This window comes from Pontibacter flavimaris (assembly GCF_001907195.1).
GTDB classification, from domain to species: Bacteria; Bacteroidota; Bacteroidia; order Cytophagales; family Hymenobacteraceae; genus Pontibacter; species Pontibacter flavimaris.
The window spans coordinates 479,223-505,098 of sequence record NZ_LVWA01000005.1; the positions used below are offsets into that span (position 1 = coordinate 479,223).

Genomic DNA, 25,876 nt, shown 5'->3' on the forward strand with positions numbered 1-25,876 from the left:
AAGTATACCTACATGAAAAAACTATTGAGTATTGCCTTTGCCAGCCTCGCCTTGTTGGCTAGTTGCAAGAACAGTGAGAGCCTGTCCCAGCAAAAAGCACCGTTGCCAGCCTTTGATGCAGAAGGGCACCGCGGGGCACGTGGCCTGATGCCCGAGAACAGCATCCCGGCCATGATCAAAGCCATTGACCTTGGCGTGACAACCATCGAGATGGACTGCCACATCACCCGAGACGGCAAGGTGATCGTAACGCACGACCCGCACATCAGTCATTTGTATGCACGCACGCCGGAGGGGAGCGACTTTACGAGAGAGGAAAGCCAGCAGTATAGGGTCTACCAGATGGACTATGAGCAAGTGCGCCGGTTCGACATAGGCTCCAAGCCTTTTGACCTGTTCCCAAGGCAGCAGAAAATGAAGGCGCATATCCCGCTTTTAACCGACCTTATAGACTCTGTGCAGACATACCTGAAGGCCAACAACCTGCCGCAGGTCTTCTACAACATCGAGGTAAAATCGAAAGAGGGGAAAGAGAATGAGTACCATCCCGAACCAGCCAGGTTTACGCAGTTGGTGGTAGAGGCAGTGGAGCAGAAAGGCATCACGCCCTACGTCATCATCCAGTCCTTCGATAAGCGTGCGCTGCAGGCCTTGCACCAGAATTACCCCCATATCAGAGCCTCCCTGCTGGTCAGCAACGAGGACTCGTTTGAGGAGAACATCAAGCAGCTGGGCTTTACGCCGGACATTTACAGCCCACACCAGAAACTGGTGACGGAGGAGCTGGTGAAGAAATGCCATGAGCAAAACATCAAAGTCGTGCCCTGGTCTGTGAATACTGCCGAGGGTATCGCACAACTCAAAGCCTTGGGCGTAGACGGCATTATCTCCGACTACCCGGACCTTTTTACAGAGCAGCAGCTATAGTTGCTTTTACCTCAAAAGTATAATGAGGTCTTCAGAATTAGTGAAATACAAAGTAGTTCAAGCATGAAAGCGATTACCGAAGTTATCTGGGGCGGTGTACTTGTGGTTTGCGCAGCGGTCATCCCCAAAATGGCTGTGGCCCAGGAAGTGGAAGCGGCTGCTTGGGACAGTACGTACCGCCCTGCTACCTACCAGGTGCAGGTAGAGCAGTTCCGCGCTTATCCTGACTCCCGCAAAGACATCGTTTTTTTAGGCAACAGCCTGACCGCACATCCAAACTGGAATGAACTCCTGGACCTGAAGCATGCCCGTAACAGGGGAATCTCAGGAGACATCACCTTTGGCGTGCTAGAGCGCCTGGATGAGGTAACGGGGGGGAAGCCCTCCAAGGTATTCCTGCTGATCGGCATCAATGACGTTTCCAGAAACATTCCGGACAGTGTGATTCTGGAGAACTACAAGAAGATCGTGCGCAGGATAAAATCGGAAACCCCTTCCACTAAGCTATACATCCAGACACTGCTGCCTACCAACAACAGCTTCACTAAGTTTAAGCGGCACTACAACCGCGAGGAAAACGTATCCTGGCTGAACAACGAACTCAAGAAACTGGCCGCTGAGGAAAAGATCACCCTGGTTGACCTGCACCCGGAGTTTGCCGATAGGGAGGGGCGCCTTATAGAAGCCTATACCCATGATGGGCTGCACCTGACGCATGAGGGGTATAGAAAGTGGGCTGAGGTACTAAAAGAGGGCAGGTATTTAAAATAAGAGTGCTTATACTTTGCCGCTGAGTGCATAACTGGATAAAGCGTGTTAAAAAAGGTATCGGTTTTTTCTATAACTTGGGGACTATGAGCAAAAGTTTACAACAGAAGAGTATCATTGTCCTATACCTGGCTTTGATTATACTTTCGGCCTGCGGAAACAGGGCTACGGTTAGTAAGAAGCAGGCAAAGCTTCCTGCGTTTATGAAAGTAGGACACCGTGGCGCCAGAGGGTTCATGCCAGAGAACACGATTCCCTCTATGAAGAAGGCGCTGGACATGGGAGCTAACGTTTTAGAGGTAGATGTTCAGGTCAGCAGCGATAAGCAGGTTGTCGTCGCGCACGATCTACATATCAATCAAAACTTCACCCTTTCGCCAGAGGGGGAGGAGATCTCCGAGGAGCAGGCGAAGCAGCACGTGCTTTACCAGATGCCCTATGCAGAAATCCGCAGGTTTGACGTAGGCTCCAAGTATCATACGGGGTTCCCCGAACAGAAAAAGCTACGGACCTACATGCCCCTGCTAAGCGAACTGATCGACTCAGTAGAGCAGTACACCGCAGCTAAAGGTTTGGCTCCCGTAATTTACAATATTGAGGTCAAGGCGGTCCCTGGCCAGGACGGGGTTTTCCAGCCGGAGCCAGCGGAGTATATAAAGCTTGTTCTGGATGTGGTGAAGCAAAGGGAGATAGAAGGCAGATTCTATATCCAGTCGTTTGATGTGAGGCAAATACAGCAGGTACGTCAGCAGAGCCCTGGCGTTGCCACCGCCCTGCTGACCGGCGATGGTAAGGTTTCCTTCAGTGAAAATATGGAGAAAGTAGGCTTTGCCCCTCAAATTTACAGCCCCCATTACAGCCTGGTGACGGAAGAACTGGTGAAAGCGTGCCATGCGCAAGGCATGAGACTGGTGCCCTGGACCGTAAACTCCCTGGAAGAGATGAAAAAGCTAAAAGCGATGGGGGTAGACGGAATCATCACAGATTACCCCAACCTCCTCAACCAACTGGAGCTAACCGGGCTATAATGGGGAGAAGGTAGTATAAACTCAAGTCGCGATTTAATAATGTGGTGGAGGTGTCAACCCACCCCTAACCCCTCCGAGGAGGGGAATCACCTACTCTTTTGCGAAACGCCCCTCCTCGGAGGGGCGGGGGTGGGTTAAGCGTAACTTAGGTTTTAAAGTATAAAAGATACTTTGGGGCTATCTTCAAGAATAAGGCAACTGCCAGGGTGTTAACCGCTAAACGATGGTCACTTTGGTGCCCATTGCCTCCAGGGCCTTCACTACATAATCAGGCACGCCCTTGTCCGTGATTATCTGATCGATATCCTCAAAACCGCAGATTCTGCCAAAGCCCCTTCTCCCGAACTTGGTGGAGTCGGCAAGGACGATTGTTTTCTGCGAAACCTTGATCATCTGGCGGTTTAGGTGCGCCTCCATGACATTGGTAGTCGTCAGCCCAAACTCCAGGTCAATGCCATCCACTCCTAAAAACAGCTTGCTGAAAGAGAAATCGGCTAAAATACTTTCTGCATAGGGTCCGGTTACCGACGAGGAGCTTTTCCGGAGCAAGCCACCAAGCTGGATCACTTCGATCTCAGGTCGTTGGATCAGCTCCTGGGAAACATTCAGGGCAGAGGTGATGACGGTGAGCGCCCCTTTGGGTTGTATGCTTTTGGCCAGTGCCAGTACTGTCGTGCCAGAGGCTATCAGGATGGAGTCGTTAGGCTGCAGCAGCTTGGCCGCCGCGGCGCCGATCAGCATCTTCTCCGTAGACTGAATCTTTTCCTTCTCGTTAACTGAGCGGTCAACGGTATAGGGGTTGTGCAGGGTGGCGCCGCCATGCGTCCGGAAGAGCAGCCCCTTGTCTTCCAGCAGTTTTAGGTCTTTGCGAATCGTCACGGAGGAAACATCCATATCCGCGCACAGGTCCGCCACATTTACTTTTCCCTCTTGCTGTAGCCTGTTAATAATCTGTTGATGCCTCTCCGCGATGGTGATCATAGGTTTTGCTGCAGTTAGTTAGCGTTGGTTCGCCCCATAAAACAGGAGGTAGAGGCGCTGCCAAAACAGCTACCCCTTATCTTTTCATGACGGAAAGCCACCAACGAAGATAGCAAAAACCGCGGATAATTCCAGAGCTGAAAGCCGGCGGAAAGTATAAAGCCTCAACATGACAGGGTGGTGACGCAAGGAGCCCCGGCTGTGAGATTGCAGGGGGATGCCAGCGGGGTAAATCGGAATAATGAGCGGGCTTATCTTGCTGTCCATACTTTGCGCGCAAGTATAAAGTATAGCGTTGCCAACGGGTAAAACCCTCAGCAGTAAAGTATAATGGCTTAGAGGCGTGAATCATAGTTCGCAGCTATACCTTGCCGCTCATCCTGAAAGGAACTTAAAGGCAGCAGTTGCTTGTATGGAGAAAGAACTATATTTGTACTTTTCAGATACTTTACAAAAAACAACTTCGATGATCCTGTTCGAGAACAGTATTGTAAAATTGGATTACAGCCCCGCTACTGACATCCTGGAAGTGGCATACCCTGATCTGCACGGTTACCTACTGCCCGAGATAAAGCATACCATCACCATCATGATGGATTATATAAAGAACTACGACGTGAAGAAGCTGCTGCTCGACTCCACCAGAACGCTGATTGCGGTAAGCGAGGAGGAGAGCCGCGAGGTGGCCATGACCCTGGCTGCCGGCATCATGACCACCCGCGTAGGGAAGGTGGCGCGGGTGCAGTCGCCGAGCAGCGAGGTGGAGCAGGCCGCGCAAGGCAACATCAGCCACCTGAAAGAAGCACAGCAGCTGCCCTTCGAGCTACGCAACTTTACAAGTAAGACAGAGGCCTTGGCCTGGCTGAAGGGCCGACAGGACTAGCCGTCGGCCCTTTCTTGCCAGGTCTATACTTGTGCCGTGCCTGCCCCCAAAATGCGCGGCACAGGCTCAGGTCGGTTTTATACTTTACGCGCAGTAGGATTATCTTCAGGAACAGGTTTATTGCACTTGATTACGATCCGGCCACGCACATACCTCCTGCGGCGCTGCTGCAGCAGAAGGGGGTAAGGCCGGCCAGTCCAATAGTTAATATAGGGCTGACTCTCCAAAGTATAAATTTATACTTTACCTGGTTGGCGGGCATGCCTCCAGCAGCTCTTCTACCTCCTGCATGGTGTAGCGCGGGTTGTCGTTGCCGAAGTTGGTCTGGATGTAGTTAAGCAGGTTGGTGATATGGTCAACACGCAGGTGTTCTACGCCCGGCATCTCCTTGTTGTACTCCACGCCGTTCACCACAATAGAGCCATCCATGCCGTGGCGGATGATGCAGGGGAGCTGGTCGCGTTGCGTCTGCAGGTAATCGGCCTGGGCCAGCGGCGGGATGAGGCTCTTCAGGCCGCTGCCGTCGTCCATGTGGCAGCTCTGGCAGTGGGTTTCGTAGAGGCGCTTGCCCTCGTCCTTTTTCTTGGTGAAGCACTGGGTAAGGGTGGTGAGGGCAAAAGCCCCCATAGCCACCATGACAAGTCTGTTACTTCTCATCCTTCTTCTCGTTCAGCAGCAGCGGAATGTCCCGTATCAGCCTGTCTACGTCTTCTTCCTCGGTGCCATTGTAGTGGCCACGGATGCGGCGCTGCTGGTCTATCAGGTAAAAGTCGCCCGAGTGCGAGAAGCCTCCCTCAGCGCCCTCGTCCTCCTGGGCTGCCGCCAGATACGCCTCGGCCATCGTATAGATGCTGTCCTTGTCGCCGGTGAGCAGGTGCCACTTCGCGGTTTCTACCCCCAACCTGTCGGCATAGTCTTTTAAAACAGCCACCGTGTCGTGGGCCGGGTCGATGGAGTGGGAGAGGAGCACCACGTTGGGGTTGTCCTTGTACGCCTCGTACACGCGCAGCATCTGGGTCTTCATTTTAGGGCAGATGGTGGGGCAACTGGTGAAGAAAAAATCCGTCACGTATACTTTGCCGGCTACCGTCTCCTGCGTTACGCGCTGGCTGTCCTGGTCCACAAACGCGAAGTCCGGGATCTGGTGGTAGATGGTGTCTATGACGGTCTTGCCGTCCACGGTGCGCTCCACGGGCTCGCGCTCGCCGTAAATGGGCAGGGAGTTTTGTGCCGTGCTGTTGTCGCAGCCATAAAAGGCGGTGGCGGCCAGCGCGAGGGCGGCGGCGGTTAAGCCGTTTTTCAGACTGATGCTATTTCTCTTGCTCATATGCTGTGGTGGTTTCCCGGGCAGCCGCTATGGTGCTGTCCAGAATGGTTTGTACGCGTTGTATTTTGGTCAACTCCTGCTGCAGGTATTGCATGGCCTGTTCGTGTTGCAGCGTATCAGGGGCTCTGTATTGGCGCATCCACTGCATCATGGTCTCGTCTGCCTGGTCCAGCCCGTTTATTTCTCGCTCCAGCGTAAGAATGGCGGTGCTGTCGGCTTGCCGGGCGGCCAGCGTGTCGCGGGTGCCGCGCAGGGTGCGGCGCAGCCTGATGATCTCATCCATCCGGGTCATGGCCTCGTCGTGTATGGCCAGCACCCTTGTCTCCAGCTCTTTTTTTTCCTCCTGGCCGGATGCACCGCCCTGGCAGGCTGCAAGCAAGGCGAATGGAAGCGCCAAAAGTATGATATGTTTCTTCATGATGATCTGGTAAAGTATGGAGCAGTACAACGTATACTTACAGTCTCTCCTCAGTTCTAAAATGATTTTACAGGCAAAAAGGTTTATACTTTGCCCCCGGCGCAAAAGCACCTCATCAGGCTTCGTAAAGTATAAAACAGGCTTCAGGCCTGCCGTGGCGGGTGGAAAGGGGCGGAGAGTATGGCCGTGCTGATATGGGGCGCTGGCATGGCCGGCGTCTCGGCAGCGGTGGCGGCAGGAGGGGCGGAGAGCAGCAGAAGCAGGCGGGGCACGTCCTCCACAGGCTGGTAAACGCTTGCCAGGCGCTGCAGCGCCTCTTTCTGCTGCTGGTGCCGGTTCAGCCGGGCCAGGTTCCTGCGGAGCTGGCACTTGCCCTGGCACTGCAGTTCGGGCTTGTCGCGGTTAAGGCAGCGCACCTCCGAAATATAAGTATAATCCAGCTGGTAATGCACCACCGGCGCCAGGAAGCGGAAGGTAGTCAGGAGGTAGACAACCAGAAAACCGGGGCCGATAACATAGCTGCGCCACATGGTGCAAAGGTATGGCTACCGGCCGGCAACTGCAAGTATAAAAGGAAAGGCCCGGCAGCTGCCGGGCCTGTATGGGGTGGTAAAAGTATAAAACGGCTACGCCGGCACCGTGATCTCGGAATGCAGCGCCTGGGCCACCTGGTTGTACTGGCCCTCCGAGATGTGGTCGCGCAGAAAAGCCATCACATCCTGGAAAGCGTAAAAGGCGTGGTCCAGCGTCGGGAAGTCAGCCTGGTCGGCGCCGGAGTCCTTGCTGCGGATAAACTCCAGCCACTCGTCCTCGTGGCGGATGCGCACCGGCTCACGCAGCGAGAAGCCGTCAAAGTAAATACCCTTCCAGATAATGGGCAGCTGCGCGCCCAGGTGGATGGCCTCGCCTGCCGGAATGCGGTCGCGTATGGCGTGCATCACCGCCCTGAAAATGCGCGAGGCCTTGTTCTCGTCATCAATGCCCAGGTACGTGCACAGCTTATGCAGCCAGGTTTTACCGTCCTTCAGGTAATTCTCAAAGTTCATTGCCATAGTTTGTCTTCTTTTTTAGATGGAACATACACTACTACACAACGAACGCACCGGGGCAGGGTTATCCTGCCGGGTTATAAAGTGCTAACCCTCACCACTTTTTGAAGACGAAGAAAACGGCGGCCAGAATCAGCACGAAGCCCACCAGGTAGTTCCACTTTACCTCCTCGCGCAGGTACAGCACCGAGAAGCCGATGAACACCACCAGCGTGATCACCTCCTGGATCGTCTTGAGCTGAAAGGCCGTGAACTGCCCGTACCCGATACGGTTGGCCGGCACCTGAAACAGGTACTCGAAGAACGCGATGCCCCAGCTGACCAGGATCACCTTCCAGAGGGCGGTGTCTTTAAAGCGCAGGTGCCCATACCAAGCAAAGGTCATGAAGATGTTGGAGATGAGGAGCAGCAGTACTGTTTTCATACGTATTTCTTTGCCGCAAATCTGTGGATTTTCAGGATGAGAAAGTATACCTGGGCGCAGGAAAATCTTCTGCGCGTTTTTATACTTCCACAGGCTGGATTTTGTGCGTTTCCCTGTACTGGTTTCTCCCTTTTCCCGGGCCATTTCATTGGCGCTGCACACCATCGGAGTTTTTGTGTTTTTTAGGGGGATAAACAGGCATTTGAGGCACTATTAGCACACGTAATTTGTTAAAATATAGCGACTTATACTTTGGTGACGTAGTCCCCAAGGCCGGCTGCTGCGGCAGGCCGGAAGCACTGCTCTCAAAAGTATAGTTTAAACGAAATAAAAGTGGTAATTTTACCTATTAATCTACCCTGATACACAAATGAGTGAAGTAGAAGAAAAATCATTAGCAAACGATTATTCAGCAAATAGCATTCAGGTACTGGAGGGGCTCGAAGCAGTTCGGAAGCGCCCTGCCATGTACATCGGCGACATTGGCATCAAGGGCCTGCACCACCTGGTGTGGGAGGTGGTGGATAACTCCATCGACGAAGCCCTGGCAGGCCACTGCGACGAGATCAACGTAACCATTAACCCGGATAACTCCGTCACGGTGTCGGATAACGGGCGCGGCATCCCAACCGATTTTCACCAGAAAGAAGGCCGTTCTGCCCTGGAGGTGGTCATGACGGTGCTGCACGCCGGTGGCAAGTTCGACAAGGATACCTATAAAGTATCGGGCGGTCTGCACGGCGTGGGCGTGTCCTGCGTGAACGCGCTTTCTTCCGACATGCACGTGACCGTGCACCGCAAAGGCAAGATCTCTGAGCAGCATTATAACATTGGCGTGCCGGCCTACCCGGTGCGTGAGATAGGTGATACTGATAAAACAGGTACCATCGTTACCTTCCACCCGGACGCCTCCATCTTTACCACCACCGAGTACAAGTACGATACCATTGCCAGCCGTCTGCGCGAACTTTCTTTCCTGAACAAAGGCATCCGCATTAACCTCAAGGACCTGCGCGAGGTGAACGAGCAGGGCGAGCCGCTGTCAGAGTCTTTCCTGTCGGAGGGAGGCCTGAAGGAGTTTGTGGCCTACCTGGACGAGACGCGCGAGAATTTGATTCCGGAGCCGATTCATGTGGAGAGCGAGAAAAATGGCGTGCCGGTGGAGATTGCCCTGCAGTATAACACCTCGTATACCGAGAACATCTACTCCTACGTCAACAACATCAACACCATCGAGGGTGGTACGCACGTAGCCGGTTTCCGCCGCGCCCTTACCCGTACCCTCAAGTCCTATGCTGAGAAATCCGGTATGCTGGACAAGGTGAAGATCGATATTGCCGGCGATGACTTTAGAGAAGGCCTCACAGCCGTTATCTCGGTAAAGGTGCAGGAGCCGCAGTTTGAGGGCCAGACCAAAACCAAACTGGGTAACTCAGAGGTTTCTGGCGCCGTGGACACGGCCGTTGGCGAAATGCTCACCCAGTACCTGGAGGAGAACCCTAGAGAGGCCCGCACGATAGTAAACAAGGTGATACTTGCCGCTCAGGCCCGTTTCGCTGCCCGCAAGGCCCGCGAGATGGTGCAGCGCAAGAGCGTGCTCTCCAGCACCAGCCTGCCGGGCAAACTGGCCGACTGCTCTGATAACGAGCCTGCGAACTGCGAGATCTACCTGGTGGAGGGTGACTCTGCGGGCGGGTCGGCCAAGCAGGGCCGCGACCGTAAGTTCCAGGCCATCCTGCCGCTGCGCGGTAAGATCCTGAACGTGGAGAAGGCGCAGGAGCACCGCATCTACGAGAACGAGGAGATCAAGAACATGATCACGGCGTTTGGCGTGAGCTTTGGCACACCGGAGGATGACAAGGCCCTGAACATGGAGAAGCTGCGTTACCACAAGATCATCATCATGACGGATGCCGACGTGGACGGGTCCCACATCCGCACGCTCATCCTGACCTTCTTCTTCCGTTACATGAAGGAGCTGATCGAGAAAGGGTATATCTACATTGCGCTTCCGCCGCTTTACCTGGTGAAGAAGGGTAAAGAGGAACGCTACTGCTGGAGCGAGCAGGACCGCCTGGAGGCCATTGCCGACCTGGGCAAAGGCAGGGAGGAGAGCGTGAACGTACAGCGTTACAAAGGTCTGGGCGAGATGAACCCGGAGCAGCTCTGGACCACGACCATGAACCCGGAGGTAAGAAGCCTGAAGCGAGTGACGATCGAGTCGGCTGCCGAGGCGGATCATCTGTTCTCGATGCTGATGGGCGACGAGGTAGGCCCGCGCCGCGACTTTATCGAGCGCAACTCCAAGTACGCCCGCGTAGACGTGTAAGGCTTCGGCTTTAGCGATAAAAAAGCGGCGGCTATACTTTTAAAGTATGGCCGCCGCTTTTTGTTTAGGGAAATGCTATATTGAGTAGCTGCTATGTGGGAGAATGAATCTCAGTTGCTTCGCACATAGTGCAGATAAGCGTAGGTTGTCGTTTAGACATTAGTTGGGCGCAATAGAAACAAACTTCATAGTAAAGCATGAAACAACTTATACTGCTTGCCTTTCTTCTAATCTCACACATCGCCTATTCACAAGGAGAAATTGAAAGCGTCATTGATGCTGAATATGAAGCTGGTCGTTTCAACGGTGCTCTTTTGGCAATAAAAGAAGGAAGGGTTGTTGCAAAGATAAACAGAGGAAGTGCAAATCTTCAATTTACTGTTCCCATTACAGATCAGACACGCATTCCCATTGCCTCGATGACTAAGACATTTACAGCCATACTTACGCTGCAAATGCATGAGAAGTCATTCCTTAAGCTCGAAGACAAAATCTCAAAGTATGTTTCTGACTTGCCTCCTGGTTGCCAGGATATAACAATACTTGCTTTACTCACCCACTCTTCAGGATTAAAAAATGAACCACTGCAGGCTTACACCACTCGGGCCTCTACAGAAGATTATCTGAAAAAGTATGTGACAAGGAAAGACACAGGCACAGTCTCCTCTTTCAATTACAACAATGTCGACTATATCGTTTTGTCACGTATCCTGGAGATCGTGTCTCAAAAGTCATATGCCGAACTCTTAAGGTCTAACATCCTGCAGCCATTAGGTATGGAAAATACGGGCGTAATCGTGGAATCAGAAGTTATTCCAAACCTGGCTTATGGTTACCATAACTACACGTTTGGCTCAGGCAGCAAGCAAGATACACTCTATAATGACCCGCTAGTATACCTGTCGAATTATGCTGGCGCTGGGGCCGTCTACTCCACAACCGTGGATTTGAATAAGCTCGTGCAGGCACTAAAAACCAACAAATTGCTTTCCGTTAAGTCCAAATCCTCTTTTCTGACTAAACCACAAAAAAGTAAGTTCATCGAGTATGCCAGAGGTTACCCGACTATAGGCTTCTATCTGAACGACAAAACATTTTCTAAGCCAGTTATGGAGCGTCGTGGCAGTATCAATGGATTCAACTCGCTTCTGCTAATGGACAAGGACTTCAAAAATGGAGTCATAATATTGACAAATACTGACACAGGAGATTTAGAGGAGATTGGTGACAAAGTTTATAAAGAATTAATACGCCCAACACAACCTATAGTGCATTGAAAACGCACTATAGCAAAACCGTTCTCCCCATGAAAACAGCAGTACAAATAGCCAGAGTCTTATTGGGCCTGATCTTCCTGGTGATTGGCCTGAACGGGTTTTATACTTTCATACCCGTGCCAGAGTACCACCCTTTTATGGAAATAATGGTTACGAGTGGCCTCATTCTCTTTGTAAAAGCCATTGAGGTTATGGCAGGGCTGTTGCTTTTGCTCAACAGGTTTGTGTTGGCCGCCCTGCTGCTCTTAGGGCCGGTGGTGGTGAATATCGCCCTGTTCCACCTGCTGATCGACCACCGGAACTGGCCCATTGCCATCGTTAACCTGCTGCTGTACGGCATTCTGGTCATTAACTACTGGCAGTACTTCAAAGTATTCCTCCAGCCCAAACTTAACTGATGGGTATTTTGCCATACCGGCAGCGGCATCTTGCTATTCATACTTGTCACTTCCCCGTCTCACTCAGGCGACATCAGAATTTATACTTCCGGATTAAACTTTATACTCTAAAATCAATCTAAGAGCACAGGCTGGTTTATACTTGCGGGAGGCTGGAAGAAGTATGGCTATACTTGTAAGTATGAATTTTATGGTAGCCGTTCTTGTTAAAGACGAATAAAAGCTGCTAAAAGGTCGTTTCACGCGTCTGTTTTATATTAAAATACTATTTTTGAGCCGGGGAGGATGGCTCGCTTAACGCCCCGGCATTCGTCTATACTTTACAACCTAAAACAACCTCGATTTAAACATGTCGAACTGGAAAAATCACCTGAGATTACTACTTTTCGGTGCTGCTGTGCTCTATGGCGCAGAAGCATCCGCGCAGCAGAATGCTGCCAGCAAAGCCCCCTTCATCGATAAGGCCAACATGGACCTGTCCGTAAAGCCTGGCGACGATTTTTATACTTATGCTGGCGGTGCCTGGGTAAAAAGCAACCCGGTGCCTGCCAAGGAAACCCGCTGGGGCAGCTTTAACCTGCTGCGCGAGTTCAACATCCAGGCTGTAAAAGACATTCTGGAGGAGGCAGCCGCCGACAAGAGTGCGGCAACCGGTTCTGTAAACAAGCGCGTGGGCGATTTTTACGCCTCTGCCATGGACAGCGCCGCTATCGATAAGCTGGGCTACAAGCCAATCAAGAAGGATCTGAAGAGAGCCGGCAAAGTGAAGAACGTGCAAGGCGTTTTGAATGAGGTGGCGTACCAGCGCACTTCGGGTGTGGGCTCCCCAATGTTCGGCTTCTACGTGGGCCAGGACCGCAAGGACCCGAACACCATGATCCCGCAGTTCAGCCAGGGCGGCACCACGCTGCCAGACCGCGATTACTACCTGAAGGATGACGCACGCACCCAGAAGATACAGGAGGCTTACAAAACCTACATCACCCAGCTGTTCACGCTGACCGGCACATCTGAAAAAGAAGCCAAGCAGCACGCCGAGACCATCTTTAACCTGGAGAAGAAGATGGCCGAGGCGCAGATGGCGCGCGTGGAGATGCGTGATCCCTACAAAACCTACAACAAGTTTGCCGTTGCCGACTTCAGCAAAACCACCTCTAACATAGACTGGCAGCCGCTGATGGCCAAGATGAAGGTTACCGGCGAGGACACTATCCTGGTGAACAACCCGAAATTCTTCACAGAGCTCAACGACCTGCTGGCAAGCACACCGATCAACGATTGGCAGACCTACCTGCAGTGGAACGTGCTGAAGCAGGCGGCGCCATACTTGAGCACTCCGTTTGCAGACGCTAACTTTGCGTACAACCAGGCCCTGAGCGGCCAGAAAGTACAGACGCCACGCTGGCAGCGCATGTCGCAGCTGACAGACCGCACCATCGGCGAGTTGCTGGGCCAGCTGTATGTGGAGAAGCATTTCAAGCCGGAGGCCAAAGCCAGAATGAACGAGATGATTGCCAACCTGATCAAGGCCTACGAGATCCGCATCAACAAATTGGACTGGATGAGCGCTGAGACGAAAGAGAAAGCGCTGGCCAAGCTCCACGCTTTCCGTCCGAAGGTAGGCTACCCGGATAAGTGGGAGACTTATGACGGCCTGGAGATCAAGCGTAATGCATTCTTTGCCAACGTGCGTAACTCCGGCGAGTGGGGCTACAACAAAATGGTGAGCCAGTTGGGCAAGCCGGTAGACCGCGAGCGCTGGGGCATGACGCCTCCGACCGTGAACGCCTACTACAGCCCGGTAATGAACGAGATCGTGTTCCCGGCTGGTATTCTGCAGTTCCCGTTCTTCGACCCAAGCGCGGATGACGCGGTGAATTATGGTGGTATCGGTGCCGTGATCGGCCACGAGATCTCCCACGGTTTCGACGACTCCGGCAGCCAGTACGACAAAGACGGTACGTTGCGCAACTGGTGGCAGGAAGAAGACCTGGCCAAGTTCAAAGCCAAAGCCAAATTGCTGAAAGAGCAGTATGACGGTTACACCGTGCTGGACTCCATCAACGTAAACGGCCAGCTGACGCTGGGCGAGAACATCGGTGACCTGGGTGGCCTGGCCGGCGCTTACGAGGCTTTCAAGATGACGAAACAAGGTCAGTCTGACGAGAAGATCGACGGCTTTACGCCGGATCAGCGTTTCTTCCTGTCGTGGGCACAAGTATGGAGGGGTAACATTCTGCCGGAGGCCGCTGCCCAGCAGATCGTAACCGACCCGCACTCGCCTGGGCAGTACAGAACAGTTGGCCCGCTGGTGAACATGGATGCCTGGTACGAGGCGTTCAACGTGCAGCCTGGCGACCAGCTGTACAAAGCACCGGAAGAAAGAATCAGAATCTGGTAATCCGGATCTGACGCAAGTATAACCTATGAGAAGCCGCTCCGGAAGTATAACCGGAGCGGCTTCTCTGTTTTTTGCTCTGCCGCAAGTTTAGCGAAGTGTAACTTGTGGCTTAGTATGGCAGCAGTTTTCAACTGCTTTGCTTTGAAAAAGCAAGGTTACAAAGGCTCCGGCTATACTTTATCCTCTGGCAATAGTCTGCAAAGTATAAATTTGTTAAAGTATACTTTTCTGCTGTGCAGAAAGCTGGTTGCAAATTGGCCTCATGTATAGCCACAGGTTAAGCTCCGCTAAACTTGCGGCATGAAGTGTCTCACCAAAGTATAAAGTACAGCCTCAGCCATGCCTTCTCCACCAAAACACTAGCCGCATTGGCGCTAAAGTTTTAAAAGCCGTATTTTTACAAAAAACGTAAAGATATGAGCAAGGCAAACTGGACAACAGTCAAAGAATACGAGGATATCACCTATAAGAAATCGGGAGGAGTGGCCCGTATCGCGTTTAACCGCCCGAACGTGCGCAATGCCTTCCGTCCGAAAACAGTAGGGGAGCTGTTCGAAGCTTTCCTGGATGCCCGTGAGGATACCTCTATCGGCGTAGTGCTGCTTTCTGCCGAGGGACCTTCTACCAAAGACGGGGTATACTCGTTCTGCAGCGGCGGCGACCAGAACGCGCGGGGCTTTCAGGGCTACGTGGATGAGGCTGGGATGCCGCGCCTGAACATCCTGGAAGTACAGCGCCTGATCCGCTTCATGCCGAAGGTAGTGATCGCCGTAGTGCCGGGCTGGGCTGTGGGTGGTGGCCACTCACTGCACGTTGTTTGCGACCTGACGCTGGCCAGCAAGGAGCACGCGATCTTTAAGCAAACCGATGCCGACGTAACCAGCTTCGACGGGGGTTATGGCTCAGCTTACCTGGCCAAAATGGTGGGGCAGAAGCGCGCCCGCGAAATCTTCTTCCTGGGCCGAAATTACTCCGCACAGGAGGCCTTCGATATGGGTATGGTAAACGCCGTGGTACCGCACGACGAACTGGAAGATACCGCTTACCAGTGGGCGCAGGAGATTCTTGCCAAATCGCCAACCTCTATCAAAATGCTCAAGTTTGCCTTTAACCTGACCGACGATGGTATGGTGGGACAGCAGGTGTTTGCCGGTGAGGCCACCCGTTTAGCTTACATGACGGAAGAGGCCAAAGAAGGCCGCAATGCGTTCCTGGAGAAGCGCAAGCCGGATTTCTCAGACATCAAGTGGATTCCGTAACAGGAAGTATAGAAAATATAAAACAAAGCAGGCGAGCCTTTTGGGTTCGCCTGTCTTAGTTTTCGGACATCTGTACAAGCTAAATAGTCCATTTTGTCATCCTGAAAAGATCTTTTGCCATTGTTGGTGTTTTCACCAACAATTTGTACTGCAGCAGGCTGTTTTCTTGCAGGTGATAACACCTGCAAGGGCTAGAAAAAACAGGTGAACCGAGAGGCTTGCCTGTTTTTGTTTTACGGATATCTTCACAAGTAAAGCAGTATATTTTGTCATCCTGAAAGGACCTTGTGGGCGAACTAAATATATGATGAGCATGCGCCACTACTGCTTGCTACCAAGATTCTTCCAGAATGACAAAGTAAAAAAGCGTTTCTTGGCTTTTATAGTTGGCTAAAACCCAGCCAGATCAATCTCATCTGTCGGAGTCATGGGTACGCGCTTGCCCATTTTCTTTTGGATTACCTTAAAATGATGCTCCTCGTCCGGTGCGATAAGGGAGATCGCTTCGCCGGAGGCTTCGGCACGCCCGGTGCGGCCAATGCGGTGCACGTAGTCTTTAGGCGAGCGGGGCAGCTCGTAATTGATCACGTGGGGCAAAAATTTGATGTCGATGCCGCGGGAAGCCAAGTCGGTGGCAACCAGCACACGCAGCTTACCGGCCTTGAACTGGCGCAGCGCCTCGGTTCTGGCTCCCTGGCTTTTGTCGCCGTGGAAAGCGGCGGCCTCGATGCCGTTCTTCACCAGCTTTGCCGCCACGTTGTCAGCCGTCCGGATGGAGGAGGCGAACACCAGCACCTGCTGCATATCGCCCTGCTTAATAAGGTAGCGCAGCAACGGCCCTTTGCGCTCTGCGGCCACCTGGTAAGCTACCTGCTTAATCAGCTCCGGCACCACCGCCTCTTCCTCAATTTTAATCTTGACCGGGTTGTGCAGCATATCGGCCACAATAAAGGCCACTTCCTCGTGCAGGGTGGCCGAGAACAGCGCGTTTTGGCGCCTGGACGGCAGCAGGGATAAGATCTTTTCCACCTCCTCCTTAAAGCCCAGGTTCAGCATCTTATCCGCCTCGTCCAGCACCAGCACCTCTACTTCGGATAGCTGTACCGCCTTGTGCTCTACCAGGTCCAGCAGCCGGCCGGGCGTGGCGATGAGCACATCGGTGCCATGCAGCTTCATCATCTGCGGGTTAATCGACACCCCCCCAAACACCGCCATGGACTTAACCTGACGTGGCAGCTCTTTGGCGAAGGCCCGAAGCACCTCGTTTACCTGTACCGCCAGCTCCCTTGTAGGCACCAGCACCAGCACGGGCACCGCCCTGTTCTGATTCGGCGATTTACGTTGCAGCATTTCCAGGATGGGCAGCACATAGCCGGCCGTTTTACCGGAGCCGGTCTGCGCCAGGCCAAGTATATCCTTCCCCTGCAGCATGGCAGGTATGGCTTCCTGCTGAATAGGGTATGGCTTGGTATACTGTTGCGCTTCTACAGCTTTAACCAGTGCGGCTGATAAACCGAGGGATGAAAAGGACATGCGTGTCAAGGGTTAAGGAATGATGCCTGTAAGGTGGCAAAGATACGGCTTATACCTTAGAACAACCGAAGCCTATACTTTTATACTTCGCTGATGCGAGATTTATACTTTATGACTTAGGTTGCGATATACATTGATGGGAAGATGGAAACCTATCCCTCCAGAGAGGGGAATTTCTGCAAGTGTAATATGATTCCCCTCCTGGGAGAGGTTTATCATGCCTCGGATTTTATACTTTGCTACCGTCAGCTTATACTTTAAATCTCCTTCAGCGGCTTTACGGTGAGTTCCTCCACGGGCCACTTTGCCAGCTTGGCACCCGCCTGGTAAGCGCTCTCCAGAAAGTCGAGCAGGGCCTGGCGTGGGTTGTCCAGTTGGCGCAGCTCCTCATAGTTCAGGATGGCCATGGGGCTGCCGTTGGCATCAACCCAGCTGGCCTGCCCGGGCTGTAGCGGTTCTTTGTCGAGACCTGCAGGAGAGGGGAAAGTATAGGAGTAGAAGGCAGGAAAGCGCACATCGTTATCGCCGGGCCAGAAGCCAAAGCTGATCACCTCATGCGAGTAGGCATCCTTCTCCACGATACTTGATTCCGGCTTAACGGGGATTCTCTTGCCCGAGAAGCGTGTCACGGTCAGGTCGAGGTGGTGCCAGTAGAGCTGCACCGGACAGGTTTTGCCGTAAAAACGGCCGCTAAACTCCTGCAGCACCTCGTCTATCGTAACCAGCACGCGCCAGTAACGGTGCACCTGCTCAGGGTTATAGGTGGCATGCTCATGGTCCTGGGCGAAGGGGATGGTGCTCTTGTTGTCATAGGGCTTGGCCAGAATATCCACCTGCACGCCCAGCACCTCCAGCGCCTTCATCACCTGGGCATAGAACTCGGCCACGCTCAGGCCGTCCTGCAGGGCTATACTTTCGGAGGCGCCGGTGCTTGTCAGGATAACCAGCTGATGATCAACAAAGTCAAACTCGCACTCCAGAGTATAAAATTTATAGGGCATAGGACCGGTAGCCAACCCGCGGCTGGTTACGTAAAGGGTTACGTTCCACCAGTGGTTGCGCCGGGGCATCAGCTTCAGCCTTATCTTGCCGATTACCTGCAGGTACAGGTGCAGCGTATCCTTGGTGCTTTCCCATTCTTCGAGCGGAAGAGGCGGAAACTCATCTAAAATTGGCAGGGTTGCGGTCTTATCGTTCATGGCAGGATACGTTGCTTTCCACTGTTGTACGCAGCTTTCTTACCAGCGATACAGCCGGAAACCCGGCCCCATACAATTTTTAGCCTGTATATGGAGGATAACCTATACTTTATCCTTATATTTTGGAGTTATGACTACCAGGGGCAACTGCCGCCGCAGCGCGCCCGAAAAAGAGAGAATTATGCTTATCAGTAAGGTTTCTGACCAGATAAAGAAAAGTAAATACATCAGCCGCGACCTGAGCTGGTTGCGGTTCAACTACCGGGTGCTGGACCAGGCCCGCGATGCCGGCAAGAGCGTTTTCGACAGGCTCAAGTTCATGGCCATTACCTCGTCTAACCTGGACGAGTTCTTCATGATCCGGGTGGGCAGCTTGTACAACTACCTCGACTACGGCAAGGAGCGCCTCGACTACTCCGGACTGCGCGAGCTGCCCTTCCGCAAGAAGCTGCTCGACTACGCCCACCGTTTCGTGAACGACCAGTACCTGACCTTCAATAACGAGCTCAGGCCGCTGTTCCATAAAAGCGGGTTCGACATCCTGAAGGTGAGCGAGCTGACGGAGATAGAGCAGAAAAAGGCCGACTCATACTTTAAGAACACGATCTACCCGCTGCTCACGCCCATGGTGTTCGACAACTACCATGGCTTCCCGCTGCTGATGAACCAGCTGCTGACCTTTGGCGTGGTAACCCGCACCACCGACGAGGGCAAGCCGCAGGACCGCGTCACGTTTGTGCAGATTCCGCAGAATCTGGCCCGTTTCTACGAGATCAACCGCAAGGACAGGATTGTGTTCGTGCCGATCGAGGAGATTGTGCGCTGGAAGATAAAGAAGCTGTTCCGCAACGTGGATATCGTCTCGGCCAACCTGTTCCGCATCACCCGCAATGGCGACTTTACGCTGGAGGAGTCGGATGACCTGGAGGCGGACTTCGTACAGGAGATCAAATCCAAGCTGAAGACCCGCAAGAAAGGGCGCGTGGTAAGGCTGGAGATCGAGCGCAACCCCTCGGCCTTCATGATGAAGATCCTGAAGGAGCGCTGGACGATAGACAATGCCAACGTGTTCACCATCAACAGCCTGATAGACCTGCGTGGCCTGTGGCAGATCATCAACCACCGCCAGTTCCGGGACAAGGGCTTTAAGCAGCCGGCCCCGGTAACGCCGCTGAGTCTGCCGGGCGAGGGGGTGAATATGTTTGAGTACCTGAAGGAGCACGATGTGCTGCTGCACCACCCCTATAACAGCATGGAGCCGGTGGTAAACCTGCTGGAGCGCGCCGCCGAGGACCCCTCGGTGCTGGGTATCAAGCAAACCATTTACCGCCTGGCCGACCAGAGCCGCATCACGGCGGCCCTGCTGAAGGCGGCCGAGAATGGCAAGCACGTGTCGGTGTTGTTCGAGGTGAAGGCCCGTTTTGATGAGGAGCGGAACCTGCGCGAGGGCGAGCGCCTGGAGAAAGCGGGCTGCTTTGTCATCTACGGCATCAGCAAGTATAAAACGCACACCAAAATGATGATGATCATCCGCAAGGAGGGGGAGAAGGTGACGCGCTACGTGCACATCGGCAGCGGCAACTACAACGAGCAGACGGCGCGCTTGTACTCCGACATCAGCCTGCTGACGACGAACGAGATCTACGCCCACGACGTGTCCGAGTTCTTTAACGTCATTACGGGCCACTCGCGGCCAAACGAGTACAAGTACCTGATGACCTCGCCGAAAGGGATGCGCGCGCAGCTGATGGAGCTGATCCGCCACGAGGCCCGCAACGCCAAAAGAGGGCTGAAGAGCGGTATCGTGGTGAAGATTAACTCTCTGGAAGACAAGGAGATCATAGACGAGCTGTACAAGGCCTCGAAGGCTGGGGTGCCGATCAAGCTGATCGTGCGGGGTATCTGCTGCCTGCGCCCGGGCCGCGAGGACCTGAGCGAGAACATCACCGTGAGAAGTATAGTGGGCGAGTACCTGGAGCATTCGCGTCTCTACTACTTCCACAACAACGGCGACTCGAAAGTATACAGCGGCAGCGCCGACATGATGGTGCGCAGTTTCGACCGCCGCATCGAGGCCCTCTTCCTCATCACCAACGCCGAGCTGAAGCGGGAGGCCATCAACATCCTGTACTACAACCTGCTGGACAACCAGAACTCCTACATCATGCGCGAGGACGGCACTTACGTGAAACGCCGCGCCGGCACCAACGAGGAGGTGGTAGACATCCACAAGCTCTTCTACAACAAAACCTACGCAATCGAAAACGTAGAACTGGTCTGATATATTTACCAGTGATCAGTTAACATTTATCAATTAGGCTTATCTATACTTGAACAGAAAAGTAAAACCGGCTGCAGTATACTTCATCAGAAGGGCTGCAGCCGGTTTTGCGTTACTGATAATTGTTGATTGATAACTGATAACTGACTTAGCTGATGCTGTTGATGATGAAGCGCTCCGGGTGGAAGCGCTCGTAGAGGGAATGCAGCATACCGTCTTTCAGGCCCACGGCCGGGACGATCATACTTTCCAGCTTGGCCCACTTCATGGCGGAGAGGTAAATTTCGGCGGCCGGCACAATCACATCGGCGCGGTCGGGGTTCAGGAGCAGGTCGGTTACGCGCTGCTCCATGCTCAGGCTGGCCACGTAGGCGGCAACCTCCTCTATCTGCTTCCGGAAGATGGGCTTGCCCGGCGTTTTACCGGCTATCTCGAATAACTTGTTGATGTTGCCCCCGGTGCCTATTGCCCGTGAGAGGTGATACTTCTTGGCGTTCAGCTCTGTCCACAGCCTCATGTTATTCCACAGTTCCTCGGAGTCGCGGCCCTGCATGTGCCGGATGGAGCCCTGCTCGAAAGATTGAGAGGCCACCTTTTCGCGGTTTACGTAGATGTTGAACTCCGTGCTGCCGCCGCCCACGTCGACGTGCAGGTAGTTGCGCTCATCCAGGAAGTTGTAGATGACTTTGTTGATGAGCTCGGCCTCTGTCTCGCCGTCTATCACCTGAATCTCCAGGCCCACTTCCTCGCGCACCCGCGCAATGATTTCCGGGGCGTTGTAGGCGTTGCGCATGGCGGAGGTGGCGCAGATCATGTGGTGGTTCACGTCGTGCACATCCAGCAGCAGTTCGAATGCCTTCAGCAGCTTCACAAACTTCTCGATCTTTGGGTCGCTGATGTAGCCGGAGCTGAACACGTCCTCTCCGAAGCGGATAGGGTAGCGCACATACTCCACTTTTTTAAAGAACACACTCCCATTCTGGTTCAGTACGCTGGAGATCTGGCATCTCGCCGCATTCGACCCGATATCTATGGCTGCTAACTTCAAAGGCAAAAGGTTTTGGTTCTGACTTGATGGTAAATATAAGAATTATCGGGCATTGTGAGGGCCTGGGAGGGGAGAAACAGCTTCTTAACCGCTGCTATACTTTATACTAGCTTTATACTTCCGCTGGCGCGGGCTTGCAGTCCGTGTCTTATTATTCGTTGGATTTGCAACCCGACTGGCTCGCAGAGCTATACTTTATACTTTGGCCATGCTTTATACTTCAGCTATACTTTAATTACACTTCTGCTCTTTCGGATTTGCACTCCGGAAGTATAATAGCCGCGGATTTGCAATCCGTGTGAGCCATACTCTATACTTCGTCTATACTTTCCTGGCCGCAGCTTCCCACTTTTTGACACAAGCTATACTTTGTAGCTGCCGCTGATCCTGTAGTTCCCACAAACCTACAGTTGCATTTCATACTTTGGCTCCCTCCAGCCCGGAAGGGCTCGTTTTCCCGCTCGGCGCTGGGAGCTTTTCCTGCCCTCGTGCCTCGGGCTGCCTCACTCCGTTCGGCACCGGAAAAACTCGCATAGGCGCCTCACAGAAAAACTGGGTATCATTTCAATAGCCGCTGTATTTGTCCTCTCGAACGAAGTGAGAGATCTCTTTAGAATTCCGGATAGATCTCTCATTTCATTCGAGATGACAGTAGAGTAATAGTAAGTATAATTCCCCTCCCTAGAGGGGCCAGGGGTGGGTTTATACTTTGTGCGGACAGGTCGCGACCTGTCCGCGCGAGCAGCAGCAATGCAACTTATACTTCAGCATCAGTAATCACAGGCTCCCCTCCTTGGCTAAGTCTCGGATACCGAACTTGTTTCGGGGGAGGGGTAGGGGTGGTTGGATCCGGTACTGCTGAGCTCCCTCCCCTGTTCTTAGGGGAGGGTTGGGGAGGGGTGAAATGCCCCTGACATCCTGAGCACCGCTGCCGCACACGCACCGTCAGCTGCGGGTTTATCCAGCTAATCTCCCCGGTCTCAGGCTGCAGCTAACCGTCAGCAGCAGAAGGAAAGTATAAAGAAACAGGCCGGCATACTTAGTTCGTGTTTGGGTCATAAGGGAAATGCTTCAGTGTAGGGCTAATAACCAAATAAGACAGAATTAGTGCTTTGACAGGCTTAATTTGCTGGCATTTAGGTTGTTGATGATGTGGTAGAAGCAGGAGGAAGAACACGGGAAACTAAACCGTGCGCGCCTCTTGCCGTAAAATCAAGAAGTATAAAATTATGGAGAGATGAGAAAGCCAAGATGGAGATACCTACGCCGTAAGCTGAGTCGCAGGCTGCTGCCGCTGTTTGCGCCGCTTGTACTTGCCCCCATGGCCACGCCCGCAAGCCCGGGTACCGCCATGCCAAACCCTGATGCCGCCACATTGAAACGCAAGGTGACAAATATCAAGCTGATGCGCTTTAACCAGGTGGCGTATAACCTCTACAGCAACATGGGGTTGCAGGAAACGGGACTCAGGTTCGAAGTGTTTAACAAAGCGCTTACCGGCTTCTACAACATGCGGCACAACAACGAGGTGTCGGGCAAGCCTTATATCACTATTGTGGACTTTACCAAGTCATCGAACGAGAAGCGCCTGTGGGTGGTGGATGTGGAGAAGAAGGAGCTGCTGTTTAACACTTATGTGTCGCATGGGCGTAACTCCGGCAATGAGTTCGCCACGGAGTTCTCTAACGAGAATAAGTCGTTTATGAGCAGCATCGGCTTTTACGTGACGGAGGGCACCTATACCGGCAAGCACGGCCTCTCGCTAAAGCTCAACGGGCTGGATGATGGCTTTAACACCAATGCCAAGGAGCGCTGCATCGTGATGCACGGTGCCGAGTACGCCACCGAAGCATTCATAGAGCAGGCGGGCCGCCTGGGCCGCAGCCTGGGGTGCCCGGCCATACCACTGGGAGAGCATGAGGAGATTATTGACACCGTGAAAGGCGGTACCGCCATGTACATCCACGCCGCCAACGACCAGTACACATCACATTACCTCGACCACGTAAAAGCCATGACCGAACTGGTAAGCGAGAACAAACCGGACGCGCCGGTGCCTATGCATGGCTAAGCGCGCGCCATTTTATACCGCAGCCAATGCCCGGCTGCTGCTCCCCGCGCACGGGTTGCCCTGCCAGCAACGCATCCAGCGCCTGGCTCAGGTCGTGGCCGGTAACAGGTGTATCGTTCTTTGGCCTTGAGCTATCGAACTGCCCGTGGTAAGCCAGGCGTAAGCTGCCGTTGTATACAAAGAACTCCGGCGTGCACTCGGCGTGGTAGGTGCGGGCCACCTGCTGGGTCTGGTCGTAGAGGTAGGGAAAAGGGAACCGCAGTTCCTTGGCCAAATCCTTCATTTGCTGCGGCCCGTCTTGCGGGTTACTGGCCACATCGTTGGCATTGATGGCGACAAAGCTTACGCCCATTCTTTTATACTTACCTGCTAACTGTACCAACTCTGGCAGGATGTGCTGCACATAAGGGCAATGGTTGCAGATAAACATGATGACCGTGGCTTTGGTGGAGGCCACATCCTGCAGCGTCACGATCTGATCTGAAACCGTATCAAGAAGGGCGAAGTTGTGGGCCCGGGTGCCGAGGGCCATCTGGTTGCTTTGCTGTGCCATAGTCTTTAATCGTTAGAGGATGAACCGTGGAGCCGTCTGCTACCGTGCTATGGTACTAATATAAGCCTTTGCCTGATGAATAACCAACTGTAGGTAAATAACTTATCCTGTGGGGAAGTATAACTGCGCTTGCAAAGTATAAGCTACATGCAAAAACCGTGACTGGTATTCCCACAAGGGAGCCAGCCACGGTTTTTGAGTAGGATAAAGTATAAAATCTGCTGCAGTGGCTGCTTACCGCAGCTTCTCCTTAAAGAAATCGATGGTGCGGCTCCAGGCCAGCGTTGCCGCCTCTTTGTCGTAGCGCGGGGTGGTGTCGTTGTGGAAGCCGTGATTGGTGTTAGGGTAGAGGTAAGCGGTATACTCCTTTTCATGCTCCTTCAGCGCTTTTTCATATTCCGGCCAGCCTGCGTTTACGCGCTCATCATGCTCGGCGTAGTGCAGCAGCAGCGGAGCCTGTATCTTCGGAACATCCTCGGTAGGGGCTTGTCCGCCGTAGAATGGAACCGAGGCCGCCAGGTCCGGAATGCGCACGGCCATCATGTTTGCTATCCACCCGCCGAAGCAGAAGCCTACCACGCCCACCTTGCCATTACAGCTTTTAGAGTCTTTCAGATAATCGTAGGCGGCTATAAAATCCTCCAGCATCTCGTTTCGGTCGCGCTTGCTTTGCAGTTCGCGGCCTTCATCGTCGGTGCCGGGGTAGCCGCCGAGGGGGGTAAGGGCATCCGGGGCGATAGAGACAAAGCCGGCCAGTGCGGCACGTCGGGCCACGTCCTCTATGTGCGGGTTAAGACCGCGGTTTTCGTGCACCACCACCACGCCGCCCAGCTTTTTCTTACCGCTGGCAGGCATCGAGAGCAGCGCCTTTATCTTGCCGCCACCTTTCGGCGACTGGTAATAAATGTACTCTGACTTTATGCGGGGATTACCAGCCTCAACCTGGATGGCTCCCTGGTAATCGGGCATCAGAAAGCTCATGAGCGAGGTAACCGTCAGGCCACCAACGGCATAAACGGAGAGCTTCTGCACAAAGTCGCGGCGGTTGATACGGCTGTGCGCGTAGTCGTCGTAAAGGTCAAACACTTCCTGTTTGATGTCTTCTTTTTTGATTTCGTCCATAGTGCTTGGATTAGGAGGCGTTGTTTATCTAATTTTATTTTTACGTTTCTGAAACCAAGGTCGTCCATTTTAAATTTTAACAGATAGCCTCTCCTTCGGGGATTCGCCGTTATACTTCGTTCTTCATCACACCAACCACAAAAGGATGCTGATTTACCCGTATTCAATTAGTGGAGAGTACGCGTACAGCTTCTGACTGAGAAGCAACAAAGTTGATTTGTTTGCCTTTGTTGCTTTCAAAGATGAAATCATGAACACTCTTGCTGGTATATGTAGAGAAGTCGCCCACGACGGCCAAACGAACCCGGTAATTGGAAAACTTCTGAAGTATTTCGCCTGCAATTCCGTTTTTCAGGTCAAAAAAATCAGGTGTGATGTTCTTCTCATGGATTATAATTCTGTCAAAGTCCTGATAGTAAATGTTTCCCAATAAGTCTAACCCGTCTTCAATGCCATTTATTATCGTATCTGCCGAAATCACTTCGGCAATTTTGGTGTCGGTGTCATTTATAGTATGGGTTTCTATCCTCATTTTGTCTGTTGGTTTGCAAGGGAGATTCCGTTACAATGTCCGCAAGAGTTGGGCTGAATAGCCTTTTA

Annotated in this window: 24 protein-coding genes; 11 read left to right on the forward strand and 13 right to left on the reverse strand. The window is 53.0% G+C overall.

Features of this window, described 5'->3' with window-relative positions:
• The first annotated feature begins 12 nt into the window (after positions 1–12).
• From A3841_RS10295 to A3841_RS10305, 3 genes are all read left to right on the forward strand, one after another.
• Positions 13–927, forward strand: a complete 915-nt coding sequence (locus A3841_RS10295; protein ID WP_073852650.1) for a glycerophosphodiester phosphodiesterase family protein — start codon at positions 13–15, stop codon at positions 925–927.
• Between the two features lie 63 nt (positions 928–990).
• Positions 991–1,698, forward strand: a complete 708-nt coding sequence (locus A3841_RS10300; RefSeq protein ID WP_073852231.1) for a GDSL-type esterase/lipase family protein — start codon at positions 991–993, stop codon at positions 1,696–1,698.
• A gap of 200 nt (positions 1,699–1,898) precedes the next feature.
• A complete protein-coding gene (locus tag A3841_RS10305; RefSeq protein ID WP_235861355.1) occupies positions 1,899–2,723 on the forward strand; it encodes a glycerophosphodiester phosphodiesterase family protein in 825 nt (274 codons plus the stop codon).
• Between the two features lie 216 nt (positions 2,724–2,939).
• On the opposite strand, the gene agaR is transcribed toward A3841_RS10305, so the two are convergent.
• Positions 2,940–3,704, reverse strand: coding sequence for a transcriptional repressor AgaR (agaR, locus tag A3841_RS10310; RefSeq protein WP_073852232.1), 765 nt, complete (start codon positions 3,702–3,704; stop codon positions 2,940–2,942).
• 412 nt (positions 3,705–4,116) lie between these two features.
• Between agaR and A3841_RS10315 the strand changes: the two genes are divergently transcribed.
• Positions 4,117–4,587, forward strand: coding sequence for a hypothetical protein (locus tag A3841_RS10315; RefSeq protein WP_139307934.1), 471 nt, complete (start codon positions 4,117–4,119; stop codon positions 4,585–4,587).
• Positions 4,588–4,830: 243 nt separating this feature from the next.
• On the opposite strand, the gene A3841_RS10320 is transcribed toward A3841_RS10315, so the two are convergent.
• From A3841_RS10320 to A3841_RS10345, 6 genes are all read right to left on the reverse strand, one after another.
• Entirely contained in the window at positions 4,831–5,244 is a 414-nt protein-coding gene (locus A3841_RS10320; RefSeq protein ID WP_073852234.1) for a c-type cytochrome, read from the reverse strand.
• Complete coding sequence (locus A3841_RS10325) at positions 5,234–5,914, reverse strand: SCO family protein (protein WP_073852235.1); 681 nt, start codon at positions 5,912–5,914, stop codon at positions 5,234–5,236. Before A3841_RS10325 ends, A3841_RS10320 begins: the two co-directional genes overlap by 11 nt.
• Positions 5,898–6,332 (reverse strand): hypothetical protein, encoded by a 435-nt coding sequence (locus A3841_RS10330; RefSeq protein WP_073852652.1) that lies wholly within the window; start codon positions 6,330–6,332, stop codon positions 5,898–5,900. The genes A3841_RS10325 and A3841_RS10330 overlap by 17 nt, the downstream gene beginning before the upstream one ends.
• Positions 6,333–6,475: 143 nt before the next feature.
• Positions 6,476–6,862 carry a hypothetical protein gene (locus A3841_RS10335; RefSeq protein ID WP_073852236.1) on the reverse strand — a complete coding sequence of 129 codons (387 nt, stop codon included), beginning with the start codon at positions 6,860–6,862 and terminating at the stop codon, positions 6,476–6,478.
• 96 nt (positions 6,863–6,958) lie between these two features.
• Positions 6,959–7,384, reverse strand: coding sequence for a DUF2267 domain-containing protein (locus tag A3841_RS10340; protein ID WP_073852237.1), 426 nt, complete (start codon positions 7,382–7,384; stop codon positions 6,959–6,961).
• Between the two features lie 91 nt (positions 7,385–7,475).
• Positions 7,476–7,805 carry a DMT family protein gene (locus A3841_RS10345; RefSeq protein ID WP_073852653.1) on the reverse strand — a complete coding sequence of 110 codons (330 nt, stop codon included), beginning with the start codon at positions 7,803–7,805 and terminating at the stop codon, positions 7,476–7,478.
• Between the two features lie 370 nt (positions 7,806–8,175).
• On the opposite strand from A3841_RS10345, the gene gyrB reads away from it, so the two are divergent.
• From gyrB to A3841_RS10370, 5 genes are all read left to right on the forward strand, one after another.
• The gene (gene gyrB / locus A3841_RS10350; protein ID WP_073852238.1) at positions 8,176–10,134 is read left to right on the forward strand and encodes a DNA topoisomerase (ATP-hydrolyzing) subunit B; all 1,959 of its coding nucleotides are present in this window, start codon (positions 8,176–8,178) and stop codon (positions 10,132–10,134) included.
• A gap of 197 nt (positions 10,135–10,331) precedes the next feature.
• Entirely contained in the window at positions 10,332–11,411 is a 1,080-nt protein-coding gene (locus A3841_RS10355; protein WP_073852239.1) for a serine hydrolase domain-containing protein, read from the forward strand.
• Positions 11,412–11,440: 29 nt separating this feature from the next.
• Positions 11,441–11,809: a hypothetical protein gene (locus A3841_RS10360; protein WP_073852654.1), complete on the forward strand. Its 369-nt coding sequence runs from the start codon at positions 11,441–11,443 to the stop codon at positions 11,807–11,809.
• 469 nt (positions 11,810–12,278) lie between these two features.
• The gene (locus tag A3841_RS10365; RefSeq protein ID WP_139307953.1) at positions 12,279–14,210 is read left to right on the forward strand and encodes a M13 family metallopeptidase; all 1,932 of its coding nucleotides are present in this window, start codon (positions 12,279–12,281) and stop codon (positions 14,208–14,210) included.
• Positions 14,211–14,626: 416 nt separating this feature from the next.
• On the forward strand, positions 14,627–15,469 hold the full coding sequence (locus tag A3841_RS10370; protein WP_073852240.1) for a 1,4-dihydroxy-2-naphthoyl-CoA synthase: 843 nt from the start codon (positions 14,627–14,629) through the stop codon (positions 15,467–15,469).
• Positions 15,470–15,859: 390 nt separating this feature from the next.
• Here A3841_RS10370 and A3841_RS10375 read toward each other — a convergent pair whose 3' ends face one another.
• Together A3841_RS10375 and A3841_RS10380 are read right to left on the reverse strand one after the other, a co-directional pair.
• The gene (locus A3841_RS10375) at positions 15,860–17,002 is read right to left on the reverse strand and encodes a DEAD/DEAH box helicase (RefSeq protein ID WP_073852241.1); all 1,143 of its coding nucleotides are present in this window, start codon (positions 17,000–17,002) and stop codon (positions 15,860–15,862) included.
• A gap of 257 nt (positions 17,003–17,259) precedes the next feature.
• Positions 17,260–18,201: a DUF5996 family protein gene (locus tag A3841_RS10380; protein ID WP_073852242.1), complete on the reverse strand. Its 942-nt coding sequence runs from the start codon at positions 18,199–18,201 to the stop codon at positions 17,260–17,262.
• A gap of 181 nt (positions 18,202–18,382) precedes the next feature.
• On the opposite strand from A3841_RS10380, the gene ppk1 reads away from it, so the two are divergent.
• The gene (gene ppk1, locus A3841_RS10385; protein WP_073852656.1) at positions 18,383–20,482 is read left to right on the forward strand and encodes a polyphosphate kinase 1; all 2,100 of its coding nucleotides are present in this window, start codon (positions 18,383–18,385) and stop codon (positions 20,480–20,482) included.
• Positions 20,483–20,630: 148 nt separating this feature from the next.
• On the opposite strand, the gene A3841_RS10390 is transcribed toward ppk1, so the two are convergent.
• Positions 20,631–21,530 (reverse strand): Ppx/GppA phosphatase family protein, encoded by a 900-nt coding sequence (locus A3841_RS10390; protein WP_073852243.1) that lies wholly within the window; start codon positions 21,528–21,530, stop codon positions 20,631–20,633.
• Positions 21,531–22,767: 1,237 nt separating this feature from the next.
• Between A3841_RS10390 and A3841_RS10395 the strand changes: the two genes are divergently transcribed.
• Positions 22,768–23,601, forward strand: coding sequence for a murein L,D-transpeptidase catalytic domain family protein (locus A3841_RS10395; protein WP_170866171.1), 834 nt, complete (start codon positions 22,768–22,770; stop codon positions 23,599–23,601).
• On the opposite strand, the gene A3841_RS10400 is transcribed toward A3841_RS10395, so the two are convergent.
• The 3 genes from A3841_RS10400 to A3841_RS10410 form a co-directional block, all read right to left on the reverse strand.
• Positions 23,588–24,154: a thioredoxin family protein gene (locus A3841_RS10400; RefSeq protein WP_073852244.1), complete on the reverse strand. Its 567-nt coding sequence runs from the start codon at positions 24,152–24,154 to the stop codon at positions 23,588–23,590. The two genes, A3841_RS10395 and A3841_RS10400, sit on opposite strands and share 14 nt — an antisense overlap.
• A gap of 234 nt (positions 24,155–24,388) precedes the next feature.
• Positions 24,389–25,276 carry a dienelactone hydrolase family protein gene (locus tag A3841_RS10405; RefSeq protein WP_073852245.1) on the reverse strand — a complete coding sequence of 296 codons (888 nt, stop codon included), beginning with the start codon at positions 25,274–25,276 and terminating at the stop codon, positions 24,389–24,391.
• 163 nt (positions 25,277–25,439) lie between these two features.
• Positions 25,440–25,808, reverse strand: coding sequence for a DUF4180 domain-containing protein (locus tag A3841_RS10410; RefSeq protein WP_073852246.1), 369 nt, complete (start codon positions 25,806–25,808; stop codon positions 25,440–25,442).
• Between the last annotated feature and the right edge of the window lie 68 nt (positions 25,809–25,876).